This is a genomic window from Mesorhizobium sp. WSM4809, from assembly GCF_055811655.1.
Window position 1 is genome coordinate 749,892 of the sequence record NZ_JBVVQW010000001.1, and the last position, 24,077, is coordinate 773,968.

24 protein-coding genes and 1 tRNA gene are annotated in these 24,077 nt (G+C 60.3%); 19 read left to right on the top strand and 6 right to left on the bottom strand.

The window, feature by feature from the left end:
* Positions 1-55: 55 nt before the first annotated feature.
* Positions 56-199, bottom strand: a complete 144-nt coding sequence (locus tag AC0L24_RS03320) for a GIY-YIG nuclease family protein (protein WP_245481753.1) — start codon at positions 197-199, stop codon at positions 56-58.
* 95 nt (positions 200-294) lie between these two features.
* Positions 295-385, bottom strand: a tRNA-Ser gene (locus AC0L24_RS03325).
* A 449-nt stretch (positions 386-834) separates the two neighbouring features.
* On the opposite strand from AC0L24_RS03325, the gene AC0L24_RS03330 reads away from it, so the two are divergent.
* Together AC0L24_RS03330 and AC0L24_RS03335 are read left to right on the top strand one after the other, a co-directional pair.
* The gene (locus AC0L24_RS03330) at positions 835-2,001 is read left to right on the top strand and encodes a porin (RefSeq protein ID WP_127810899.1); all 1,167 of its coding nucleotides are present in this window, start codon (positions 835-837) and stop codon (positions 1,999-2,001) included.
* Positions 2,002-2,238: 237 nt separating this feature from the next.
* The gene (locus AC0L24_RS03335) at positions 2,239-3,333 is read left to right on the top strand and encodes a tyrosine-type recombinase/integrase (protein ID WP_127810898.1); all 1,095 of its coding nucleotides are present in this window, start codon (positions 2,239-2,241) and stop codon (positions 3,331-3,333) included.
* Positions 3,334-3,393: 60 nt separating this feature from the next.
* On the opposite strand, the gene AC0L24_RS03340 is transcribed toward AC0L24_RS03335, so the two are convergent.
* Positions 3,394-4,293, bottom strand: coding sequence for an alpha/beta fold hydrolase (locus AC0L24_RS03340; RefSeq protein WP_127810897.1), 900 nt, complete (start codon positions 4,291-4,293; stop codon positions 3,394-3,396).
* A gap of 232 nt (positions 4,294-4,525) precedes the next feature.
* Entirely contained in the window at positions 4,526-6,577 is a 2,052-nt protein-coding gene (locus AC0L24_RS03345; protein WP_127810896.1) for a lytic transglycosylase domain-containing protein, read from the bottom strand.
* A gap of 247 nt (positions 6,578-6,824) precedes the next feature.
* Between AC0L24_RS03345 and dapA the strand changes: the two genes are divergently transcribed.
* Genes dapA through AC0L24_RS03360 form a run of 3 tightly spaced genes read left to right on the top strand, consistent with a single transcriptional unit; the run spans position 6,825 to position 8,936 of the window.
* Positions 6,825-7,706 carry a 4-hydroxy-tetrahydrodipicolinate synthase gene (dapA, locus tag AC0L24_RS03350; RefSeq protein ID WP_473563415.1) on the top strand — a complete coding sequence of 294 codons (882 nt, stop codon included), beginning with the start codon at positions 6,825-6,827 and terminating at the stop codon, positions 7,704-7,706.
* 25 nt (positions 7,707-7,731) lie between these two features.
* Positions 7,732-8,211, top strand: coding sequence for an SsrA-binding protein SmpB (gene smpB / locus AC0L24_RS03355; RefSeq protein WP_013532594.1), 480 nt, complete (start codon positions 7,732-7,734; stop codon positions 8,209-8,211).
* A gap of 14 nt (positions 8,212-8,225) precedes the next feature.
* Positions 8,226-8,936, top strand: coding sequence for a glycoside hydrolase family 25 protein (locus AC0L24_RS03360; RefSeq protein WP_127810894.1), 711 nt, complete (start codon positions 8,226-8,228; stop codon positions 8,934-8,936).
* A 42-nt stretch (positions 8,937-8,978) separates the two neighbouring features.
* On the opposite strand, the gene AC0L24_RS03365 is transcribed toward AC0L24_RS03360, so the two are convergent.
* Both AC0L24_RS03365 and AC0L24_RS03370 read right to left on the bottom strand, forming a co-directional pair.
* Positions 8,979-9,635, bottom strand: a complete 657-nt coding sequence (locus AC0L24_RS03365; RefSeq protein WP_127810893.1) for a uracil-DNA glycosylase — start codon at positions 9,633-9,635, stop codon at positions 8,979-8,981.
* Between the two features lie 11 nt (positions 9,636-9,646).
* Positions 9,647-10,228 (bottom strand): LabA-like NYN domain-containing protein, encoded by a 582-nt coding sequence (locus tag AC0L24_RS03370; protein ID WP_127267156.1) that lies wholly within the window; start codon positions 10,226-10,228, stop codon positions 9,647-9,649.
* A gap of 267 nt (positions 10,229-10,495) precedes the next feature.
* Here AC0L24_RS03370 and AC0L24_RS03375 point away from each other — a divergent pair, with 267 nt between their 5' ends.
* From AC0L24_RS03375 to AC0L24_RS03440, 14 genes are all read left to right on the top strand, one after another.
* Positions 10,496-11,992 (top strand): KAP family P-loop NTPase fold protein, encoded by a 1,497-nt coding sequence (locus tag AC0L24_RS03375; RefSeq protein ID WP_473563416.1) that lies wholly within the window; start codon positions 10,496-10,498, stop codon positions 11,990-11,992.
* A 233-nt stretch (positions 11,993-12,225) separates the two neighbouring features.
* On the top strand, positions 12,226-12,627 hold the full coding sequence (gene rpoZ, locus AC0L24_RS03380) for a DNA-directed RNA polymerase subunit omega (protein WP_013532591.1): 402 nt from the start codon (positions 12,226-12,228) through the stop codon (positions 12,625-12,627).
* A gap of 113 nt (positions 12,628-12,740) precedes the next feature.
* Positions 12,741-14,969 (top strand): RelA/SpoT family protein, encoded by a 2,229-nt coding sequence (locus tag AC0L24_RS03385; protein ID WP_023812864.1) that lies wholly within the window; start codon positions 12,741-12,743, stop codon positions 14,967-14,969.
* A gap of 50 nt (positions 14,970-15,019) precedes the next feature.
* A complete protein-coding gene (pyrE, locus tag AC0L24_RS03390; protein WP_127267157.1) occupies positions 15,020-15,598 on the top strand; it encodes an orotate phosphoribosyltransferase in 579 nt (192 codons plus the stop codon).
* A 50-nt stretch (positions 15,599-15,648) separates the two neighbouring features.
* Positions 15,649-16,050, top strand: coding sequence for a VOC family protein (locus tag AC0L24_RS03395; protein ID WP_127322856.1), 402 nt, complete (start codon positions 15,649-15,651; stop codon positions 16,048-16,050).
* A 247-nt stretch (positions 16,051-16,297) separates the two neighbouring features.
* Positions 16,298-16,897 carry a DUF2062 domain-containing protein gene (locus tag AC0L24_RS03400; RefSeq protein ID WP_127322859.1) on the top strand — a complete coding sequence of 200 codons (600 nt, stop codon included), beginning with the start codon at positions 16,298-16,300 and terminating at the stop codon, positions 16,895-16,897.
* Positions 16,894-17,307: a holo-ACP synthase gene (gene acpS, locus AC0L24_RS03405; RefSeq protein WP_127267159.1), complete on the top strand. Its 414-nt coding sequence runs from the start codon at positions 16,894-16,896 to the stop codon at positions 17,305-17,307. The genes AC0L24_RS03400 and acpS overlap by 4 nt, the downstream gene beginning before the upstream one ends.
* 78 nt (positions 17,308-17,385) lie before the next feature.
* Positions 17,386-18,135, top strand: a complete 750-nt coding sequence (lepB, locus tag AC0L24_RS03410) for a signal peptidase I (protein WP_127267160.1) — start codon at positions 17,386-17,388, stop codon at positions 18,133-18,135.
* Entirely contained in the window at positions 18,135-18,890 is a 756-nt protein-coding gene (gene rnc, locus AC0L24_RS03415) for a ribonuclease III (RefSeq protein WP_127267164.1), read from the top strand. Before lepB ends, rnc begins: the two co-directional genes overlap by 1 nt.
* Complete coding sequence (gene era / locus AC0L24_RS03420; protein WP_027038032.1) at positions 18,887-19,813, top strand: GTPase Era; 927 nt, start codon at positions 18,887-18,889, stop codon at positions 19,811-19,813. The genes rnc and era overlap by 4 nt, the downstream gene beginning before the upstream one ends.
* A gap of 5 nt (positions 19,814-19,818) precedes the next feature.
* The gene (locus AC0L24_RS03425; protein ID WP_473563417.1) at positions 19,819-20,712 is read left to right on the top strand and encodes an aminoglycoside phosphotransferase family protein; all 894 of its coding nucleotides are present in this window, start codon (positions 19,819-19,821) and stop codon (positions 20,710-20,712) included.
* Between the two features lie 737 nt (positions 20,713-21,449).
* Complete coding sequence (locus tag AC0L24_RS03430; RefSeq protein WP_127395515.1) at positions 21,450-22,586, top strand: porin; 1,137 nt, start codon at positions 21,450-21,452, stop codon at positions 22,584-22,586.
* A 131-nt stretch (positions 22,587-22,717) separates the two neighbouring features.
* Positions 22,718-23,494, top strand: coding sequence for a DNA repair protein RecO (gene recO, locus AC0L24_RS03435; protein WP_127321915.1), 777 nt, complete (start codon positions 22,718-22,720; stop codon positions 23,492-23,494).
* The gene (locus AC0L24_RS03440; RefSeq protein WP_027162667.1) at positions 23,491-24,009 is read left to right on the top strand and encodes a PaaI family thioesterase; all 519 of its coding nucleotides are present in this window, start codon (positions 23,491-23,493) and stop codon (positions 24,007-24,009) included. Before recO ends, AC0L24_RS03440 begins: the two co-directional genes overlap by 4 nt.
* The last annotated feature ends 68 nt before the right edge of the window (positions 24,010-24,077 follow it).

The following is a 24,077-nucleotide window of genomic DNA, read 5'->3' on the forward strand; positions in this document are numbered from 1 at the left end:
CGGTCTTGAAATATCGCTCGAGTTGCCGCGCGTTTGGCCTCGATTTCGACCGCGATTAGGTCTTCAGGGCTACAGGCAGATGGGCCCTGGTCGAAGTCACATAGCCTGATTGATGCGATTCGAACCGGCGTCGAAGATCGTTTGTCGACCCGACATAGACACCGCCATTATGAAGCTGCAGGAAATACACGTACCACATGGTCCCCCTACGCTACTTGGTAGCTTCGGGCGACACTCCCACGCCCGAAATGCGGTTCCGGGTGGCCTGCCACCCGAAGCCCGCAGGGCGTAGGGTGGCGGAGAGGATGGGATTCGAACCCACGAGAAGCTTTTGACCTCTACTCCCTTAGCAGGGGAGCGCCTTCGACCACTCGGCCACCTCTCCGTTGCGCCGCTGGATAAAGAAAAGCGCCGGCACAATCAACAAGCCCGCATCATTATATGCAAAAATAAGAAGGCGCCGAACCGCGACCTTCCATGGATGTGGCGGTTCTGCGGTTGTTTCTGGCCAGCGACTCGGGAACTCGCCATGATTCCGTCGGTCCATCGCCGGATTCGGCGACGAGCAAGGGGGTGCGGTGGCCTGATGGTTAACGAGAGCTTTCTGAGTGAGGCCAAATCGTGTCATTTGTGCAACAACGCTAGGGGATAGCAGCCAGGCAGCCCTTTCACCGGTACGATCGTGGTTGAACGCCGCCGTCTCATGAGTAATGTCGATTTCGAAGGAGCGGCGCGGTGCGCATCTTTTTCGGTAGTGGGGATGGGGCAGGGAACGCTGTCCTTCAGCAAAGAATACCCAGACCCGTTTTTTAACTTTTGACTGGAGGTCAGAAAATGAACATCAAGAGCCTTCTCCTCGGCTCCGCTGCGGCCCTGATCGCAGTTTCCGGTGCACGCGCCGCCGACGCCGTCGTCGTCGCCGAGCCGGAACCCGCTGAATACGTCAAGATTTGTGACGTCTACGGCGCTGGCTACTTCTACATCCCTGGCACCGAAACCTGCCTGCGCATCGGCGGCTATGTACGTTACGACATCAGTGGTGGTGACGTCGGTTCGTTCGATGGTGCGAAGTCCCGTGACGTGAATTCGGGTGACGAACAGGATACCTGGCGCAAGAAGGCCCGCTTCACGCTGAAGACCTGGACCGGCCAGGAGACCGAGCTCGGAAGCTTGAAGACCTACACCGAGACCCGCTTCAACTTCAACAACGCCAACGACTATGCCACCTACTATGGCAATCCTGCTGGCAACAGCGGTGCTTCGCTGAATTTCGCCTGGATCCAGCTCGGTGGTCTGCGCGTCGGTAAAGACGAATCGGCCTTCAATACGTTCATCGGCTATGCCGGCAACGTCATCCAGGATACGCTGGTTCCCTACGGCGACTTCGACACCAACGTCGTCCAGTACTATTTCGACGCAGGCAATGGGTTCTCGGCCGTGCTCTCGCTCGAAGAAGGCTCGGGTGACGGCACTCTTGGCGCGTATGGCGTCGGCACGATCGACAGCTATGTTCCGCATGTTGTCGGCGGCGTGAAGTGGACCCAGGGCTGGGGCGCGATCACCGGTGTCCTTGCCTATGACAGCAACTACGAAGAAGTCGCTGGCAAAGTTCGCTTGGATGTGAACGTTTCCAACGAGTTGTCGTTGTTCATCATTGGTGGCTATGGCACCGACGACAACCTCAACGATCCGAGCTATACGCTTTCGGCTGGCGGTCGCGGCTTCTACAAGCAGTGGGGCGGCAACTGGGCAGTGTGGGGCGGTGGCACCTACAAGTTCAACGAGAAGACCTCGTTCAACGCCCAGATTTCGTATGATGACTGGAAGAACCTCGGCATCGCTGCGAACATCGCCTATGACGTTGTCCCAGGCTTCACTGTGACGGCCGAAGTTGACTACCTCAACGCAGGCAATTTCGATGAGGCCGGCTTCTCCAATTGGACCAATGCCGACAAGAAGAGCAACATCGGCGGCATGCTCCGCTTCCAGCGCTCGTTCTAAGGGCTGGTTCCTTACAGGTGAAATCCAGCCCGGGCGCACAACGCCCGGGCTGTTTTTGTTTTCGTGGCTGGATCGAGGCAAACAGAAGGATGGGGGTAACGGTAGCTGAATAATCCGTGGAGTGGTTTCGTGGGATCCGCTGATGGGCGGATGAAATCACAACTGCGTGATTAAATTCTCTTGAAAGGACTCTTCCAAGCGGGTAGGGCTGACCTATCCCACTCGGGGGTGTGGCAAATGATGACGAACGAAGCGATTCAAGAGGGCGAGTCCTCTGATCATTTTTCGATGTTTTCTTCTCAAAATCCGAAGATTCGATACACCTACAACAAGATTAGAGAAGTAAAGTCGCATCGGGTCGGAGATCTTTTTTCAGCATATCGGGACATATTGTGGGACGACGGGCGGCATAAGTATAATGTCAGCTCGTTCATCGGCGAAATAGACGAAATTCTCCTTGGGGAGCGTTTCAGCGCCTTTGACCAAAGTACCCTGGACAACCTTATCGGCACCTTGCGCCAGCGCGGCAACAGCAACGCAACCATCAATCGAAAGATGGCTGCCCTCAGCAAACTGCTGCGCAAGGCTCACAAGATGGGAGATATCCACAGCCTGCCCGAGTTCCGCCGCCAGAAGGAGCGGGCGGGGCGGATTCGCTTCCTCGAGAGGGACGAAGAGGCAAGGCTGTTCGCCGCCATCAAGAGCCGAAGCGAAGATGCCTACAGGCTTTCCGTCTTCCTGGTCGATACCGGATGCCGTCTCGGCGAGGCGCTTGGGCTGATCTGGAACGATATCCAGGAGCATCGCGTCAGTTTCTGGATCACCAAATCCGGCCGCAGCCGCACCATTCCGATGACCGAGCGGGTCAAGGAGGTCATCAAGCTGCCTCCCACTGAGGGTCGCCGGCCCAAAGGACCGTTCACAAAGCTTAGCCAGGCACAGTTTCGTGCCATCTGGAACGACGCGAAGGCCGAAGTCGGACTTGGCGCAGACGACCAGGTGGTGCCGCACATACTGCGCCATACCTGCGCCTCGCGCCTTGTCCAGGGCGGCATCGACATCCGGCGCGTGCAGATGTGGCTCGGCCACCAGACGTTGTCGATGACCATGCGCTACGCGCATCTGGCCACCAACGATCTCGATGGCTGTGTCATCGTGCTGGAAACACCTCGATCGACTCAGCCGGGCGGCAATCGCGCTGAAGGCTCCATGTTTTCTTCGCCTATGACGACGCCTTCGTCGCCGACGGCAGGGCGGAAAAAGAAGGACGAGGCAGCCGCCGCCGCAAAGGAGTCGCCGAAAGCGACTCGGAAAAGTTCAAAAGCCAAGTAGGCTAAAGAATCCCCATCTATACTATCATGGCTATCCCGTGACCTTGTTTGGTCATGGGATTTACTTCAGGATATTCTTCCGCTCGGCTTGATCGAGAAAAGCGGCTATGTCGCCCGGTAGGCTGCCGGTCTCGAGGAATGGCGCATGGCCCTGGCCCTCGACAGTGATCGCCTCCATCACGGAATGGCGCTCTCTCATCTGCTTGAGCGAATCTATGGACAGCAATCTCGAATTGGCACCACGTATGGCGAGCAACGGGATGGCGGCCAACGCCTCGAATTGAGGCCATAGATCAGGCAGCTTCTGCGTCAGATCGAGGCTCGCCACGGTAGCCACCAGCTTCGGATCGAAATCCGGCATCAGCCCATCATCCGTTTCGCGGTAGAGAGCCCATATCATCCGGTCCCAGTCGGCGCCGGCAAGGGCGGGGAAGTCTTCGTCATGCACGCTGCGCTGGGCGGCAATTGCCTGTGGGCGGGTTTTCGGTGCCGGGTCGCGCTCGAGATAAGACTGGATATGGGCAAGTCCGGCCGCCTCGATCACCGGCCCGATGTCGTTGAAAACAATGGCTTTCAGGACCGATGGCCGCATCATCCCGAGCACATGGATGATCAGCCCGCCGCGCGAGGTGCCGATGAAGGCCGCTTCTCCGATGTTCAACGCCGTCAGCCCGGCCAGGATGTCGCCAGCCTCCACGCCGACATTGTAGTTTTTGGCGTCGGGATCATAGGCTGACTGCCCGCGCCCACGGTAGTCGAAGGCGATTACCTTGCGCGGAGTTGCCGCATCCGTCGACAGATAGAGCGCCAGCTCGTGAAAATCCCTGGCGTTGCGGGTCAGGCCAGGCAGGCAGACAACCGGCCAGGGTCCGCTATTGGCCTCACCGTAGATGCGCGCATGAAGTTTTAGCCCATCCGGTGCACTGTAGAAGAAGTCGGAGAAATTTTGCTTGCTTGCCATCGGAATGTTCGATCTCGCTGTACCGATTTGGACAGCTACAGGCGAGGGCAGGGATGGTCAAATGAAAGGCGCTCTTGCCTTCTCCCCTTGTGGGAGAAGGTGAATCGGCGCGCTAGCGCCGAGACGGATGAGGGGTGTTCCTGCGAAGTGAGGCGTTGGCGTTCCCTGGAACCCCCCTCATCCGTGGCCTTCGGCGACACCTTCTCCCACAAGGGGAGAAGGACAGAAAGCCTCAACTCCGCCCGTTCACCAGATCCCCGACAATGTCGTATTTGCCCGAAATACGCATCTTGTAGACCTCGTAATTCTCCATCACGCGCTGAACGTAACTCCTTGTTTCCGTATAGGGAATCCGCTCGATCCAGTCGACGACCGCGTCGATGTCCTTGCCGCGCGGGTCGCCATATCTGGCCACCCACTGGCTGGCTCGGTTGGGGCCGGCGTTGTAGCCGGCGAAGGTCAGCACGTAGGAGCCGTTGAAGCGATCGAGCTGTTCGCCGAGGAAGGCTGAGCCAAGCGTCGCATTGTAGCCGGCATCGGTGGTCAGCCGTGTTTGCGAAAACTGCAGCCCGGCCTTCTTCGCCAGTTGCCTTGCGGTTCCCGGCATCAGCTGTAGCAGCCCGCGCGCGCCGGCGCTGGACACGGCGCCGATGTTGAATTCGCTTTCCTGACGGGCGATCGCATAGGCCAGGGCCTTGCCCGAGCCGGAAATGTCGGCCGAATCGGGAATGACGCCGAGCGGATGCGACAATGCGCCGACATCGATGCCACGCGCCCCGGCGATCTTGCCGATTTTCAGCGCCATGAAATGGTTCCCTTGCTTTTCCGCAAGGACAGCCAGCAGTGCCAGTTCGCCCGGACTGGTCAACTGCCCGGCAAGGTCGCGATAGAGCGTCTCGGCATAGCGGTCGTAGCCCGCCTCCTGCAGCCGCTTGATGGCGCTGACGGCCTCGCGGCCGGCAAAATTCTGCCGGTCGGCTGCACTTGGCGAGGGGTAGGCGATGTTCAGCGCCTGCCGGCCCACGCGTTCGGCGGCAAGCTGACCGTAGAATGTCGTGCCATAGGCAGCGGCGCGCGCAAAATAGTCCTTTGCATTGCCCGGACCACCGACTTCCGCGGCACGGCCGAGCCAGTAATAGGCGCGCGACAGCGTCATCGGCCCCTGGGCGAGGTTCGCGATGCGAGCGAAATGACTGGCCGCGGTTTTTGGGTCGTTCAGGCCGCGCAGCGCATACCAGCCAGCATGGAATTCGGCGTCTGCCGCATTGGCGGCACTTTCGGCGGCGTGTGTGGCGACGATCTTGTACGCGGTCTTCATGTCGCCCTGGTCTACCAGTTCGCGCGACAACACCCGGCGCTCGACCCACCAGGCATCCGGATCGACGAGAGCGTCGCGATCTGTCGGCGCCTGCATCACAATGGCGGCGGCCCCGGCAAAATCCTCCTGCTTGCGCAGATATTCGGCCTGCGCGAAGAAGTAGCCGGCCGAACGTTGCATTGCCGGCACGGCCTTCAGCAGCTTGGGCGCGTTCTTGTCGCCTTTGTCGGCCGCCGCCCAGGCCTCGGCGAGTTGCTGGGCGCCGGCCAGGCCGGCGACGCGCAAGGCGGAATTCGCGCGGTCGGCATAGAACATGCGCTCCATGCGAAAACGGTGGTCGGTGGCCGGGATCAAGCTGCCGAATTCCTTGATCAGCGCCGCCTCGTCCCTAGCCTCCAGGATCGCGGTGCGCCAGAAGGGCGACAGCACCGAACGTGCCGCCTTGATATTGCCTGACGCCACATAGGCGCGGGCAAGAACCATCACGCCTTCGAATGTCTGCGGCTGGCTGCCGTCGAACGCCCTGATAACGATGTCGGGGGCAGGGTTCTCGCGATAGAGTGCGCGCTCGCTGTTCCTGCGCAGGGCGACGGTGCCCGGCCAATTGGGCAGCATCTTGGCCGCAGCAGTGATATCGCCGCTCGGAACCTTGTCGCCGCCATAAAGCGCGATCGCCCAGGCAAGGATATGCTGGTCGAGCGACTGAGCCGGAAGGGCATTGCGCACTCCACGAGCGCGGGGACTATCGCCCGCCGCCAACGCATCCAGCCCGCTTTTCAGGGGGGCGACGTCAGGCAAGGGCGCCTGTCGCGTCCTATCCTGCAGGTCTGGCAGCGCAATTGCCGCGCCTGGCATCGGAATGGCTGAGGTGACCCGTACGTCCACGCTACCGCTGATCGCCATGCCCGGCATCAGCGCGAGCGTGGCGCCAAGCAGCGCGAAAAGGTGAGGCCGACCGCCCGGCATGATCCTTAAGTCTTTCCTTGTCCTGGCATTCCACAGGCTGGCGAAGATGCCTCGAAGCCTAAACTTAGGTCGTGAAGAGCCCGTAAACAAAGGGTTAGCGAGGCTGTTCGAATTGCGCTTGCTGGCACCATGGCAATGCTTGCCGCGCAACCATGTCGAGACTATGGTGCGCCGCTTCGCTTTCGGTTAGAAGGCGCGACCACAAACACCGACACAAAACATCAGAAGTGCCAAGGAGTTGGACGACATGCTGAGAGGCTCGCTTACTGCGCTCGTGACACCGTTCCAAAAGAGCGGGCGTTTCGACGAGAAAGCCTTTCGCGCGTTCGTCGAATGGCAACTCTCAGAGGGCACGACGGGCCTGGTGCCGGTCGGCACCACCGGCGAGTCGCCGACGCTGTCGCATGACGAGCACCGCCAGGTCGTCAAGGTGTGTATCGAGGTGGCCAAGGGCCGCGTTCCGGTCGTCGCCGGCGCCGGCTCCAACAACACCGAGGAAGCAGTCGGCCTCGTGCAGTATGCCGAGAAGGCCGGCGCCGATGCCGCCCTCGTCGTCACGCCCTACTACAACAGGCCGACACAGCGCGGTCTTTACGAGCATTTCGCGGCGGTCGCCAAGGCGACCAAGCTGCCGATCATCATCTACAACATCCCGCCGCGCTCGGTCATCGACATGATGCCGGAGACGATGGGGCGGCTCGCGCACGACTTCAAGAATATTGTCGGCGTCAAGGATGCCACCGGCAAGGTCGAACGGGTCTCCGAGCAGCGCGCCACGTGCGGCAAGGATTTCATCCAGCTCTCGGGCGAGGACGCTTCGGCGCTCGGCTTCAACGCCCATGGCGGCGTCGGCTGTATTTCGGTGACGTCGAACGTCGCGCCGCGGCTCTGCGCCGAATTCCAGGAGGCAACGCTTGCCGGCGACAGCGTCAGGGCGCTGGATCTGCAGGATCGCCTGCTGCCGCTGCACAAGGCGATCTTCATCGAGCCTGGCGTTTCCGGCGCCAAATATGCGCTGTCGAAGCTAGGCAAGGTCGAAAACGTGCTGCGCTCGCCGCTGGTGACGATCGAACAGTCGACTGCCGACAAGATCGATGCGGCTATGAAGTACGCCGGCTTGATTAATTAGGGATGAGGCGCCACCTCTCCACATCATGAATCAAGTCAGAAAAGCCGATCCCAACAACAAGACCGTTTCGGAAAACCGTAAGGCGCGGTTTTCCTATGAGGTGCTTGACACGGTCGAGGCCGGTCTGGTGCTGACCGGCACCGAGGTCAAGTCGCTGCGCCAGGGCCAGGCCAACATCCAGGACAGCTATGCCTCGGTCGAAGGTGGCGAGATCTGGCTGATCAATTCCTATCTGCCGGAATATCTGCAGGCCAACCGCTTCAACCATGAGCCGCGGCGGCGCCGCAAGCTGCTGCTCAACAAGCGCGAGATGGCGAAACTGTCACAGAGTGTCGACCGCGAAGGCATGACACTGGTGCCGCTGAAAATCTATTTCAACGACCAGGGCCGCGCCAAGCTGCTGCTCGCTGTCGGCCGCGGCAAGAAACTGCACGACAAGCGCGAATCCGAGAAGCAGCGCGATTGGTCGCGCGAGAAGGGCCGGCTGTTAAAAGAGCGTGGGTAGGCGGGGCCATTCGCTTGAAGAACCGGATTGTTCTCTTTGGTTTGGCCAGCCTGGTCTTGTTGTGTTTCCTCGCAGCAGGCGGCTATCTCTATTTCAGGTCATTCTCGCCGGATCGCGATAAATATCCGGTCAGGGGCATCGACGTCTCCCATCATCAGGGCCAGATCGATTGGCGGCGCGTAGCCGCCGACGATGTCGCCTTTGCCGTCATCAAGGCGACCGAAGGCGGCGATCATGTCGATGATGCTTTCGCACGGAATCTGGAAGAGGCCCGGGCCGCCGGTCTCGCCGTCGGCGCCTATCACTTTTTCACCTTTTGCCGGCCGGGTGCGGACCAGGCGAAGAATTTCATCTCGGTGGTGCCGCACGATCAGCCCCTGCTGCCACCGGTGGTCGATATCGAATTCGGCGGCAACTGCCCGCAGCGGCCGACGCCCGAACAATTGAACGCCGAACTGGCCGCGTTCCTCGCTCCAGTCGAGGCGGCGTTCGGCAAGCCGGCGGTGGTCTATCTGACCGACGACGCAGCGGAAGCGTATGCAGGGCGCATTGCTGCCCGTCCGCTCTGGCTCCGCTCATTGCTCCTGGAGCCGGATCGCGACGACTGGGTCTACTGGCAGTACCACAACAGGGGTCGCGTTGACGGCATCAATGGCGATGTCGACCTGAATGTGCTGCAGGGTGGGCCAGCCATGTTGGATGCGCTGAATGCACTGCCGCGCTGAGTTGATGTCTGCGGACACTAGCTCTAATTACTGCAAAAACATTTATGTCCGCAAGAATTCCGCTATCTGGCTGAAAACGCTAACGAACATCGCTTCGGTCAGCACGCCGGTATTGGTGTTGTAGCGTGAGCAGTGATAGCTCGAAAACAGCGTGACGCCACCGGCCGGCAGCTGCCCGCCATGCTTGAACGGGTAGGCGGCGACGCGCCCGCCCAGCGCCCGCACCGTCGACTGATGCGCGATCGATCCCAGTGCCAGCACGGCGCGCAAATTAGGGAACCGGGCGATCGTCGGCACCAGGAATGTCCGGCAGGTGGCAATCTCCGCGCCCACCGGCTTGTTCTCAGGCGGCACGCAGCGCACAGCATTGGTGATCGCCGTGCCGACAAGCTCCAATCCGTCGTCGGGTCTGGCCTTGAATTCGCCGCGTGCAAAACCGTGCGAAATCAGGGTCGAGTAGAGCAGGTCGCCGGCATAGTCGCCGGTGAACGGGCGGCCCGTTCGGTTGGCACCGCGAAGGCCGGGCGCCAGCCCGACGATCAGCAGTTGGACCGTCGCGTCACCTTCCGAGGGCAGGAAAGTCGGCACCGGCGCATTGAACCAGGATGGTTCGCGCTGCCGCCACTCGGCGATGTAGTCGTGCAGCCGCGGGCAGAGCGGGCAGTCGCGACTAGGCTCTGAGGCGCAAAGGGCGGTCAAGGCGACCGGCCTCAGTAATCATCCTCGTCGACTTCGGCCGGCTCGGGCCTGCGCACCGGCCGCTCGGACGGATCGCGGCCAACGTCGTTCTTCAAGGTCGTCAGGTCGATGAAATGGTCGGCTTGGCGGCGCAGATCGTCGGAGATCATCGGCGGCTGCGAGGCCATGGTCGAGACGATCGACACCTTGCGGCCGCGCCGCTGCAGCGCCTCGACCAGCGTGCGGAAATCGCCATCGCCGGAAAAGATGACATAGTGGTCGACGACATCGGCGAGCTCCAGCGCATCGACCGTCAGCTCGATGTCCATATTGCCCTTGATCTTGCGGCGGCCGGTCGAGTCGGTGAATTCCTTGGCCGGCTTGGTGACCACCTTGAAGCCGTTATAGTCGAGCCAGTCGATCAGCGGACGGATCGAGGAGTATTCCTGATCCTCGACCAGCGCCGTGTAATAATAGGCGCGCAGAAGATAGCCACGTTTCTGGAAGCTCGACAGGAGCTTGCGATAGTCGATGTCGAAGCCGAGCGCGCGCGACGTCGCATAGAGATTGGCGCCGTCGATGAATAGGGCGATTTTTTCACGAGGGTCGAACATGGAAAATATTCCTTCTCGAAATAAACGGCCGTCTAAACGAAATGCGATAGCGACGTTCGGTCAGGCTCATAATAAACCGGCTGACCTCCACGCCATCCGAGATAGCGCCAGATTCACGGCAATCCAAGGGCGCGTGCGGCACTGCAAGCAATTGTGATCAATGCCGGTTCGTCGCAGGCCGGCCCGGCCTTTCGTATTACGATCTCTATTCTTGCGCTGGAACCTGTAACGAGGCATGAGAAGTTGCAGCGGGTTCAGGAGGGGCAAATGAGCGACGAAATCAAGAAATTGATCGATCAGATTTGGGATGACGATCTTTTGGACAGAAAAAGTGAAGCGGAGTTTTTGCAGCGCTTTCTAGTTGGGCGTATGCAAGATCGACAAGCCGCCAAAGTCGCCGGATCATATGTAGTTAACATCGATGCGAGATGGGGAGCAGGAAAAACGTTCTTCCTGGAGCGGCTTGGTAAGCAACTAGAAATCGATCATGTCGTGGCGCGAGTGAATGCTTGGCGTGACGATCATCTAGATGACCCCTTCATAGCAATATTGGCAGCCATCGACGAGGCTCTAAAGCCGTATGTCAAGAAAGAGAAAAAGGCCGCAGCTCTTTGGAAGGGAGTCAAGCAAAATGCCGCACCTATCGCCACCAGGTTCGGCGCAGGAGTCGCCAAAACCCTTCTCAAGAAATTCGTTGGCAAAGATGAGGTTGAGGCGATCGCCGACATGATCATGGGCGATGCACCACCTACGCCAGCAGTCGTTGGGTCCGAAGGAACCGAAAAGAGCGCGCTAGAAGAGGCCATCGAGGCCGGAGCCGACGAGATCGTCGTCGAAATTCAAGGCGTTATAGACACCGGCGCACAGAAATTAATCGATCAGTTTAACTCACATAACGCGTCTGCCGAAGGATTTCGCCAAAAACTGGAAACGGCGATTGGCGCCCTTACGGAGAAGAAAATTCCGCTCTTTATTTTGATTGATGAGCTCGATCGTTGCCGTCCGTCGTATGCGATTTCACTTTTGGAGCGGGTGAAGCACCTCTTTGATGCTAACAACGTCGCCTTCGTTTTTGCGACTAATAGTGATCAGCTTCAGCACAGTATAGCTGGTGCCTACGGCGCAAATTTTGACGGGTTCCGGTATCTGAAGCGGTTTTTCGATAGAACCTATCAATTGAGCAAGCCGCCCTTGGAGCAGCTAGTGGCGTATGAAGCTCAAGACATCAATCTAAAAAGATTGCGCTCGCCAATGGGCAATCCGGTGGAGTTCTTAGCTTTTGCGTGTAGCGCGTATGAAATGGATTTGCGTCAAATTAAGCAGGTGACCGACATCATACGCACCGTATCATCGGCTTGGACATACGAACCTCCAGCGGACTTGATTGGTCTATTTCCCTTGGCTGCTCAATTCAACAAGGTAAGTGCGGCTGATTGGAGTGAGGCAGCCGCTTCAATACCAGACAAGGCGACAATAGAGTTTGGAACTAGGTATAATCATAGATCACGAGAGGAAAGCATAACTTTCAATTTGAAAGAAGCTTTTATATTGTTTAGTGACGCCATAAAGTCATTTGACAAGTCGATACGAATGGGCGAGAGAGAAGGGATGGGAAATGTACATAGATATGTTTTTGAGTCTATAAGCCCTGAATGGAACGGAAGAGCCATAAATAGATCGAGCCCCAGCATACAAATAAAATTGTCAGAGATGGTGGCCATGGCGGGTCGAATTGTGGATGAAGGAAAAGCTGTTGTGAAGTAGCTGGGCGCGACGTATCTCTTCACAGTGATCAACTCCTCCCCCAGTGCCTGCTGCTGTATGACGAATTGATTGGTTGTCTCGTCCGAACTCTGAATCCCTCATCGTCGGGTTGATCATCTCGGTCCTAAGCGCCCTGAAGCCCGGCCATTGCCATGATGCTTGTATTTTGGCGGCGTTCGGGTTATGGACCGCGCCTGTTTTCCATCAAATCCATCGCATGAAAGGGGCAATCCATGGCCCGCGTAACCGTTGAAGATTGCATCGACAAGGTCGACAACCGCTTCGAACTGGTGCTGCTTGCCGGCCACCGTGCCCGGCAGATCAGCCAGGGCGCGCCGATCACCGTGCCGCGTGACAACGACAAGAACCCGGTCGTGGCGCTGCGCGAGATCGCCGATGAGACGCTGTCGCCCGACGACCTCAAGGAAGATCTGATCCATTCGCTGCAGAAGCATGTCGAGGTCGACGAGCCCGAGGCCGATGGCGAGGCGATTGCCGATCAGACCGGCACCGCCGTTGCTGCCACCGACGCCGATGACGCCGAGGAGAACATCACCTTCGACCGCATGACCGAGGAAGATCTCCTGGCCGGCATCGAGGGTCTGGTGCCACCGGAAAAAAGCGACGACTACTAAGAGCCTGGATCAAGCATCCGGCACTTCCGTCCTGGCAGTTTCGTGGCTATCTATGACATGCGCCGTACAGCAGTGCGGCGCATGATTCATTTCACCGCTGCGAGATCCCGCCCATGATGCGTCAGTATGAGCTTGTCGAGCGCGTCCAGCGCTACAAGCCTGACGTCAACGAGGCGTTGCTCAACAAGGCCTATGTCTATGCCATGCAGAAGCATGGCCACCAGAAGCGCGCTTCCGGCGACCCGTATTTCTCGCACCCGCTCGAAGTCGCCGCCATCCTCACCGAGATGCATATGGACGAGGCGACGATCGCGGTCGCCCTGCTGCACGACACGATCGAGGACACGACCGCCACACGGGCCGAGATCGACGATCTGTTCGGCCCCGAAATGGGCAAGCTGGTCGAGGGCCTGACCAAGCTGAAGAAGCTCGATCTCGTCTCGAAGAAGGCCGAGCAGGCGGAAAACCTGAGAAAGCTTCTGCTGGCGATTTCAGAAGATGTCCGCGTGCTGCTGGTCAAGCTCGCCGACCGCCTGCACAATATGCGCACCCTCGACCACATGCCGGAGGCCAAGCGCCTGCGCATCGCCGAGGAGACGATGGATATCTACGCGCCGCTGGCCGGCCGCATGGGCATGCAAGGCATGCGCGAGGAGCTGGAAGAGATCGCCTTCCGCTTCATCAATCCGGAAGCCTATCGCGCCGTCACCGCACGGCTTGCCGAAATCTTCGAGCGCAACAAGGGCGTGCTGACGGACATCGAAAAGGCGCTGTCCACGCTGTTCGAGAAGCATGCGATCAACGCCGGCGTGAAGAGCCGGCAGAAGAAGCCGTGGTCGGTGTTCCGCAAGATGGAGGCCAAGGCGCTGTCCTTCGAGCAGCTCTCGGATATTTTCGGCTTCCGCGTCGTCGTCGACACGGTCGAGGATTGTTACAGGGCGCTTGGCGCCATCCACACCGCGTGGTCGATGGTGCCGGGCCGCTTCAAGGACTACATCTCGACGCCGAAGCAGAACGATTATCGGTCGATCCACACCACCATCGTCGGCCCGTCGCGCCAGCGTGTCGAGCTGCAAATCCGCACCCGAGAGATGAACAAAATCGCCGAATACGGCGTCGCTGCCCATTCGATCTACAAGGACACCGGCGGCAAGACGAATGGCGCCGCCCACGCGATTTCGAAGGAAACCAACGCCTACGCCTGGCTGCGGCGCACCATCGAGCAGCTTGCCGAGGGCGACAATCCCGAGGATTTCCTCGAAAATACCAAGCTGGAGCTGTTCCAGGACCAGGTGTTCTGCTTCACCCCGAAAGGCATGCTGATTGCGCTGCCGCGCGGCGCGACGCCGATCGATTTCGCCTATGCGGTGCACACCGATGTCGGCGACACCTGCGTCGGTGCCAAGGTCAACGGCCGCATCATGCCGCTGATGACGGAGCTGAAGAACGGCGATGAGGTCGAGATCATCCGCTCCAAGGCGCAGGTGCCGCCGGCGGCATGGGAATCGGTCGTCGTCACCGGCAAGGCGCGCTCGGCCATCCGCCGTGCCACCAAGAACGCCATCCGCAAGCAATATTCGGGTCTCGGCATCCGCATCCTGGAACGCGCCTTCGAGCGTGCCGGCAAGACCTTCACCAAGGAGAGCCTGAAGCAGGTGCTGCACAGGCTGGCGCGCAAGGACATCGAGGATGTGCTGGCCTCCGTCGGGCGCGGCGAGCTCGCCTCCACCGACGTCATGAAGGCGGTATTCCCCGACTACAAGGATGAGCGCGTCACTACGGCCGTCCCCAAGCCGCGCGAGGAGGGCTGGTCGAAGATCCGCAATGCCGCCGGCATGTTGTTCCAGATTCCGGGTCGTGCCGCGCGCAAGGACAAGGACCAGCCACGCGATGGCGCCGTGCCGATTCGCGGCGTGCGCGGCGATCTGCCGGTGCGTTTCGCGCCGGAAGGGGCAGTGCCTGGCGATCGCATCGTCGGCATCGTCCAGCCGGGCACCGGCATCACCATCTATCCGATCCAGTCGCCGGCGCTGCAGGCGTTCGATGACCAGCCCGAGCGCTGGATCGACGTGCGCTGGGACATCGATGAGCGCACCAAGGAACGCTTTCCGGCGCGTGTCTCGGTCACCGCCATCAACGCGCCGGGGTCACTCGCCGATATAGCGCAGGTGGTTGCCTCGAACGACGCCAATATCCATACGCTGTCGATGGTGCGCACTGCGCCCGACTTCACCGAAATGCTGATCGATCTCGAAGTCTGGGATCTCAAGCACCTCAACCGGCTGCTGTCGCAGCTCAAGGACAATTCGAGCGTCAGCGACGCAAGACGCGTCAATGGCTAGATCATGCTCCGGTTTCGGACAAAGTCATGGTCAATCAAAAAGAGGCAGAAATGAACACCGATGAAGTGCTGGGCATTTTCCGCGAGGCGGGTGCTGTTCTGGAAGGGCATTTCATTTTGACCTCGGGCCTGCGCAGTCCGGTCTTCCTGCAGAAGGCGCGCGTGTTCATGCATGCCGACAAGACCGAGCTACTGTGCAAGGCGCTGGCGGAGAAAATCCGCGCAGGCGTGCCCGGCAAGATCGACTATGTCGTCGGCCCGGCGATCGGCGGGCTGATCCCAGCCTACGAGACCTCGCGCCATCTCCGCGTGCCGGCGATCTGGGTCGAGCGGGAAGGCGGCGAGTTCCGCTTGCGCCGCTTCGAGATCGCCAGGGGTTCGCGTGTCGTCATCGTCGAGGACATCGTCACCACTGGCCTGTCGATCCGAGAGACCATCGAGTGCCTGCGCGATCTTGGCGCCGAGGTAGTGGCCGCGGCCTGCATCATCGACCGTTCGGCTGGCAAGACCGATGTCGGTGTGCCGCTCATCGCGCTGGCCGAGTATGAGGTCCCGGCCTATCCGGCCGACCGGCTGCCGCCGGAGCTTGCCGCCATCCCGGCGATCAAGCCCGGCAGCCGCAACATCTGACGGGGCATTTTTTTCGCCCAACAGTGTGCGGCGGTTTTGGGGAAAGCGACATGCGTGAAGACAAATTGGAAATGATCACCGGCATCGATCATTTCGTGCTGACGGTCGCTTCGCTGGAAGTGACCTGTGAGTTTTACCAGCGCGTGCTGGGTTTTGAGCGCATCGACGCGGCGGATCGGCCGACGGCGCTGGCTTTCGGTATCCATAAGATCAATGTGCATGAGGTCGGCCGCACTTTCGAGCCGAAGGCGAAGTCGCCGGCTCCGGGCTCGAGCGATTTCTGCCTGGTCACGGACGGGCCACTGGATGAGGTCCGTGCCCGGCTCGCGGCCAATGGTGTGGCGGTGGAACTCGGTCCGGTCGAGCGTATCGGGGCCCGCGGTCCGATGATGTCGGTCTATTTCCGCGACCCGGACGGCAATCTGGTCGAGGTCAGCGAATACCTGCCGTAGCGCTGGTGCTCTTCGAAAAAGCGACTGCCAGTTTTCCTTAAATTCGCCGCGATTGTCCAATGTTCGAAGCATGAACCACCCCGAGGGGCGGCGACGAGTGCGCATCGGACAGACGGTGCTTGGTTGTTCTTCTGTCAGCGCGTCGTTATATCATGCTTGCGATTGCCATTGGGTGATCGTCAAGCGCAAGATGTGGCTACCACGCCCGGCTAAGGTGCCGTTGCGGGAGCCGTGGAACGGGAACAGAGTGCTTTTTCGACGCCGCAAGCCTGATGGCCTTTATGAGCGGGTGCGTACCTACCTTTGGCCGCGCCGCTCATTTTCGCGCTCGCTTCAGTATTTTTCCAAGCGCATCCTGCGGCTGAAGGCCACACCGCATGCGGTGGCGGCCGGCGTTGCAGCGGGGGTCTTCGCTTCATTCTTTCCCGTCGGTTTCCATTTCATCATCGCTGCCCTCCTGTGCTGGGTGATCGCCGGCAATCTGGTGGCGGCCGCTCTCGGCGCGGTTTTTTTCGGCAACCCCCTGACCTTCCCGTTGCTATGGGGGGCGTCGTGGGAAACGGGCAAGCTCATCCTGCATGACCGCTTGCCGACGCATGGGCCGCCGGCACATCTGGGCGAGATGTTGCACAACCTCTCCTTCGCGCAATTGTGGAAACCGGTCCTTGAACCGATGCTGATAGGCGCGGTTCCGCTCGGGCTCGCCTTCGGGCTGCTGTTCTACGCCCTCACGCGCTGGGGCATGAACGCTTTCCGCGAACAACGGCGCAAACGTCTGGCCGAGCGCGCAAGCCGGCATGCGCAATCGTCCCATCCCGGCGCAAGCATCGGTTCCACCGCGCGATGATCATCGGCATCGGCAGCGACCTGATCGACATCAGACGCATCGAGAAATCGCTGGAGCGTCACGGCCAGCGCTTCATCCAGAGAATCTACACCGAGGTCGAACAGGCGCGTTCGGACAATCGAGGCGCCCGCGCGGCCTCTTATGCCAAACGCTTCGCCGCCAAGGAGGCCTGCGCCAAGGCGCTGGGCACCGGTATGGCGCAGGGCGTGTTCTGGCGCGACATGGGTGTCGTCAACCTGCCCAGTGGCGCGCCGACCATGGCTCTGACCGGAGGAGCGCAGGCCAGGCTGGACAAGATCCTGCCAAACGGCCATCGGGCGGCAATCCACCTCACCATCACGGATGATTTCCCGCTCGCTCAAGCCTTTGTGATCATTGAGGCGCTGCCCGTCGAAGAAGCGCCACATTGATTGCCTCTGACGACCGGCATTGACGTTGCCCAGCGCGCGCCGAGACTCTATACCATCCAACGCACAATCGAGGACGACATGAGCGTGGCTGAAAAATCCGAGAAGAAATCCGGCGGGCTTGGCGAGACCGTCAGCGTCATCGTCCAGGCGCTTTTGCTCGCCCTGGTCATCCGCACGCTGCTGTTCCAGCCTTTTTCGATCCCGTCGGGATCAATGCGGCCGACGCTTCTTGAAGGCGACTATCTGTTCGTCACCAAATGGTCCTATGGCTATTCGCGGTACTCGCTGCCTTTCGGCCCCGACATCTTTTCGGGCCGCATCTGGGGCGCCGAGCCGAAGCGCGGCGACGTGGCGGTGTTCAAGTTCCCGCCTGATCCGTCCGTCGACTACATCAAGCGCGTTGTCGGCCTGCCGGGTGACAAGATCCAGGTCAAGGACGGCCAGCTGTTCATCAACGGCGTCGGCGTGCCGCGCGTGAAAACAGGCCAGATCGACAATCCCGACATCACCGAGGAATCGCGCCCGATCGATGTCTATCGTGAGACCTTGCCCAACGGCGTCAGCTACGACACGCTCGACCTGAATTCGAACTCGATCGGCGACAACACCCGCGAATTCGATGTGCCGCCCGGCCACTATTTCATGATGGGCGACAACCGGGACAATTCCGCCGACAGCCGTTTCACCGTCGGCTACGTTCCCGCGGAAAATCTGGTTGGCCGCGCCAATCTTGTTTTCTTCTCGATCGCCGGCAAGGCGAGCCCTCTCGAAATCTGGAAATGGCCGTCGCTGATGCGCGCTTCGCGCCTGTTCCACTTCGTCAATTGATGGCTTTGAAGCGTCCGACAGGCGAAACTCTGGCCGGTTTGGTAAAAGCCAAGACCGGCCACGTCTTCAAGGATATCCGCTTGCTCGAGACCGCCTTGACGCATTCCAGTGCGGTCAAGGCCGCCACCAACAACCAGCGTCTTGAATTTCTTGGCGACCGCGTGCTCGGGCTTGTCGTCGCCGATATGCTTTTCGAAAAATTTCCCGATGCGCCGGAAGGTGAAATCGCGCCGCGCTTCAATGCGCTGGTCGATGCACGGACATGCTCCGAGATCGGCATCGAAATGCAGCTGGAGGATCTGGTCCGCGCCGATTCTGCCTTGAAGATGCGGTCGCGTGGCTCGGGCGGAAACTATCTGGCGGATGCGGTCGAAGCCCTGATCGCGGCGGTTTACGTAGACGGTGGCATCGAGGCCGCGCGGCGGTTTGTCCTGCGCTACTGGGAACCGCGCTCGCATACGGTGATCACAAAGCCGCTCAATCCGAAATCCGATCTGCAGGAATGGATTGCCAAGACCAGCGATATCAGACCCGAATACGTGATCGAAAAACGCGAAGGCCCGGACCACCAGCCCGTCTTCACCGTGTCCTTGCAGGTCCGAGGTTTTGCGCCGATAAGCGGCACTGGCGGCTCCCGCAGGGTTGCCGAAGAAGCGGCGGCTTCGGCATTTCTTGTGCGCGAGGGCGTCTGGGCCACCACATCGGCCCAAAAATCGGAGGGCGCGCGACCCTCCAGTGAAGGGAGTGCGGCATGACCGCTACCGAAGAGCCGGCGACCGCAGCCGCCGCCACGCATTCCGGTTTTGTCGCGCTGATCGGCGCGCCCAATGCGGGCAAGTCGACGCTGGTCAACCAATTGGTGGGCGCCAAGGTGTCGATCGTCACCCACAAGGTGCAGACGACCCGCGCCATCGTGCGCGGCATCGCCACGCATGACAATGCGCAGATCGTTTTTGTCGACACGCCCGGCATCTTCAAGCCGAAGCGGAGGCTCGACACGGCGATGGTGACCACCGCCTGGGGCGGGGCCAAGGACGCCGACATCGTGCTGCTTTTGATCGATGCCGAACGCGGCATCAGGGGCGACGCCGACGCCATCCTCGAACGGCTGAAGGATGTGCGCCAGCCGATGGTGCTGATCCTCAACAAGGTCGACCGCGTCAAGCACGAAGCGCTGCTCGCTCTGTCGGCGGCAGCGAACGAAAGGGTGCCGTTCAAGCGCACCTTCATGGTGTCGGCGCTGACCGGTTCCGGCTGCAAGGACGTGCTCGATTATCTGGCCGAGGCTCTGCCGGTCGGCCCCTGGTACTATCCGGAAGACCAGATCTCGGACCTGCCGATGCGCCAGCTCGCGGCCGAGATCACGCGCGAGAAGCTGTATCTAAGGCTGCATCAGGAACTGCCCTATTCCTCGCATATCGAGACCGAGAAATGGGAAGAGAAGCCGGATGGCTCGGTGCGCATCGACCAGACCATCTATGTCGAGCGCGACAGCCAGAAGAAGATCGTTCTTGGCCACAAGGGCGAGACAATCCGCGCCATCGGCCAGGCGGCACGCATGGAGATAGCGGGCATCCTCGAACAGAAGGTGCACCTGTTCCTGTTCGTCAAGGTGCGCGAGAACTGGGGCGACGACCCTGAGCGCTATCGCGAGATGGGGCTCGAGTTTCCGCGCTAGGCTCGATGGACAACAAGCCTCCGATTGACACAGCTTCGGTCCGCCGGTTGGTGGCCACGCAATTCCCCTGGTGGAAAGATCTTGCGGTCAGGCCGGTCGAATTTGGCGGATGGGACAACAGGACCTTTCATCTCGGCGACGAGATGACCGTGCGGCTGCCAAGCGCCGCGGCCTATTTCCTGCAAGTGGAAAAGGAACATCGCTGGCTGCCGAGGCTGGCGCCTCTGTTGCCGCTGCCGATTCCGGTGCCGCTGGCGATGGGAGTTCCGGCCGAAAACTATCCTTGGCACTGGTCCGTCTACCGCTGGATCGAAGGCGAGACGGCAAAGCGCGAGCGGATTGCCAGCCTGCCTCAATTTGCGACCGACCTGGCCGCGTTCCTGGTCGCCCTGCAGCGTATCGATGCCACTGGCGGACCGGCGCCGGGACAACACAACTTCTTTCGCGGCGGAGCACTCAGCGTCTACGATGGCGAAACCCGGCAAGCGATTGCAGCCCTCGACGGCAAGATCGATACGGTCGCAGCCCGCGCGGTGTGGGAGGCAGCACTTGCCGCGCCATGGCACGGTGCGCCGGTCTGGTTCCACGGCGACGTCAGTTGGGGAAACCTGCTGGTCAGGCAAGGCCGGTTGGGCGCGGTGATCGACTTCGGAACCTCCGGCGTTGGCGATCCCGCCTGCGATCTGGCGATTGCCTGGACATTGTTTGAAGGCAAAAGCCGGGAGGCGTTTCGCGCCGGCCTTCCAGCCGATGAGGCGATGTGGGCGCGTGGTCGTGGCTGGACGCTTTGGAAGGCGCTGATCACGGTAGCTGGACAGATCGACGTCAACCCTGTCGAGGTTGAAAAATCCCGTCATGTGATCGATGAGGTGCTTGCCGATCACGCGCGGCGGGGGTGAGGCGCCAAACGTTCAAGGCGCTCTCGCCCACCAGATCCTGATCCTGTCGCCGATCCATCCGCCCCCGTATGGCGCGACCAGGGACATTCTGGCCGAGGCGATGCTTTCCCGGACCTATGCGTGCCCACCCGCCTGATCGAGGCGGGGGGGAGCGCATCGCCTGCGTCGTTCAGGTCGACTGAGAGGGCGTCACGGAGGAATCGTTTTTCAACGGCTGGCTGCTGTCACAATCGGCGACACGACGGCACTCCAGGAAGTTTCGACCGCCTTGGAGGGGGCAGACACCCTTGGAAGCGTCATCCCGCTTTTCGCCTCGGTATCAGAGCGGGATTTGCAGATGGGCGTTATCTGGCAACAGAAGGGGAGGCGGCAATAATCGGATAAATTTCGACGGAATTGAGGTATACTTTGCGTATTGTGCGGCAATATTGGAAATATAACACGTTATCAGTATAGTTAGCCGCGAAAGTATCCGTATATATATTTAATAAATGACATTGTGCCATTTGTGCCGCTCGTCGGATTATCAAGTGTTATTTGTGCAACACGGCATTAATCTGTTTGGGGAATTGTCATTATTCCGGAAATCGTCATTGAAGGCAGATGATCGATGGTATGTTCGCCGCTGAAAAGGGCGAGCGGTGTGAGCCTTTTTCGTTGTGGGGGTGAGGCGGGAAAACATTGCCGCCAGCCACAAATCCGAAGCCATTTATAACTATGACTGGAGAGGTCAGAAAATGAACATCAAGAGCCTCCTTCTCGGCTCAGCCGCGGCCCTGATCGCGGTCAGCGGCGCGCGCGCCGCCGACGCTGTCGTCGTCGCCGAACCGGAACCGGCCGAATACGTCAAGATCTGCGACGTCTACGGCGCCGGTTACTTCTACATTCCGGGCACCGAGACCTGCCTGCGCATCGGCGGCTACCTCCGCTACGACATGGGCGTCGGCGATTCCGGCGCGCTGGATGGCGCCAATAACGTTGCCGATCACATGGACGGCTCTAGGAACGACACCTACTACAAGAACATGCGCTTCACGCTGAGGACTTATACCGGCCAGGAAACCGAGCTCGGCACATTGAAGACCTTCACCGAGACCCGCTTCCAGTTCGGCAACTCTTCCGGCGACTATACCGGTGACGGCACCGGCTGGCAGGCCGGCAACAAGGCCACTACCCTCAACTTCGCCTGGATCCAGCTCGGTGGCCTGCGCGTCGGTAAGGATGAAACGGTATACGACCAGTTCATCGGCTATGCCGGCAACGTCATCCAGGACACGCTCATCCCGTATGGTGTCAAGGATACCAATCTCATCAGCTACTACTTCGACGCAGGCAGCGGCTTCACGGGCGTGGTCTCGCTCGAAGAAGGCACCGGCGTCAACACGATCGACAGCTATGTTCCGCATGTCGTCGGCGGTTTGAAGTACAAGGGCGACTGGGGTGCGATCACCGGCGTCGTGGCCTATGACAGCAATTATGAGGAAGTGTCCGGCAAGGTCCGTTTGGACGTCAACGTCAGCAAGGAACTGACGCTGTTCGTCATGGGCGGCTACGGCACCAACGACAACATCAACGACTTCGGCACAGGCCGTACCCAATACAAGCCATGGGGCGGAAACTGGGCGATCTGGGGCGGCGGCACCTACAAGTTCAACGACAAGACCTCGTTCAACGCCCAGGTCTCCTATGACGACTGGAAGAACCTCGGCGTCGCGGCCAACGTGGCCTATACCATTGTGCCCGGCTTTACGATCACGACTGAAGTCGATTACCTCAATGCAGGAAAATTCGACGACTTGGACTTCAACAACTGGACGAAGGCCGACAAGAAGAGCAGCGTCGGCGGCATCGTTCGCTTCCAGCGCAATTTCTAACGGATCGACTGACCTCACCAGCCCGCCCGCAGCACATCGCTGCGGGCGGTTTTTTATGCATTGGCATGAGAGTTACCCGGGGGCCAAGCCCATACCTTGATTTCGCCACCCGATCGGTGAAAAGCTCCTGAATGGAATGGCGCGACGAGGGAATCATTCTCGGCACCCGCAAGCATGGCGAAACCAGCGCCATTCTCGAGGTGTTGACGCGAGCGCATGGCCGTCATCTCGGCCTTGTTCGCGGCGGCCGTTCGCGCAAGCAGCAGCCCGTGCTCCAGCCCGGCAATCGCGTGGACCTGTTGTGGCGTGCGCGGCTTGATGAACATCTCGGCACGTTCCAGGCCGAGGCGATCGAGATGAACGCGGCCCGGTTGATGGACAGTGCCGTCGCCGTCTACGGATTGCAGACCATGGCCGCGCATCTGCGCCTGCTGCCCGAGCGCGACGCGCATGAAGGTCTCTACGAAACGCTTGCCGTGATGATCGTCCATCTCGACGACGCCGACGTTGCCGGCGAACTGGTGGCGCGCTTCGAGCTTCTGGTGCTGGACGAACTCGGCTTCGGCCTCGATCTCAGCCAATGCGCCGCCACCGGCACGCGACAGGACCTGGCCTATGTCTCACCGAAGTCGGGACGTGCGGTATCGCGCGAAGCCGGTTTGCCGTGGCGCGACAAGATGCTGGCTCTGCCGGCCTTCCTGCAGCGCGGCTCCGGCCTGCGCGCCGATGCGGCTGATGTCGACGACGCCTTCCGGCTCACCGGCTTCTTCTTCAACCGTCACGTCTATGAGCCGCGCGGCATCGAGCCGCCGGACGCTCGTACCGGCTTCCTCGCCGCCTTGCGCAAACATCACGCGCGCGGCAAGGCCATAGCTGGCGAAGACGCAGCCAGAGAAATCATCACATGAGCGAGGTCGAACTTTATCCTGGCCGGGTCTCACCGCTCGGCCTCGGCACCATTCCGCACGCCGACATCCTGAAATACACCGGTTTGGAATTGCTGCAGCGCATCGTCGACGGCAAGTATCCGGCGCCGCCGATTTCCTTCCAGCTGAATTTCACTCTCACCGAAGTCTCGGAAGGGCGCGCTGTCTTTCGGGGCATGCCGAGCGAGCGCCATCTCAATCCGCTGGGCAGCGTGCATGGCGGCTGGGCGGCGACGCTGCTCGATTCGGCACTGGCCTGTGCCGTGCAGACGCTGCTCGAAAAGGGCGAGGCCTATACCACGGCGGAGTTCAAGGTGAATTTGACGCGTCCCATCACGCCGAAGACCGGCGAGGTGGTGTGCGAGGGCAGGGTTGTTCACAAGGGCCGCACGTTGGCGGTGTCGGAAGCGACGCTGAAGGATGCCGGCGGCAAGCTGCTGGCTTTCGGCACCGAAACATGCTCGATCTTTCCGGCCGCCAATCTGGCGGCGCGTTGACTGGCGGCGCATTGAGTTTTCCGAGCTTGGATTTTCTGGCCGTTTGGCCGCCGCATTTGAATGTCAGT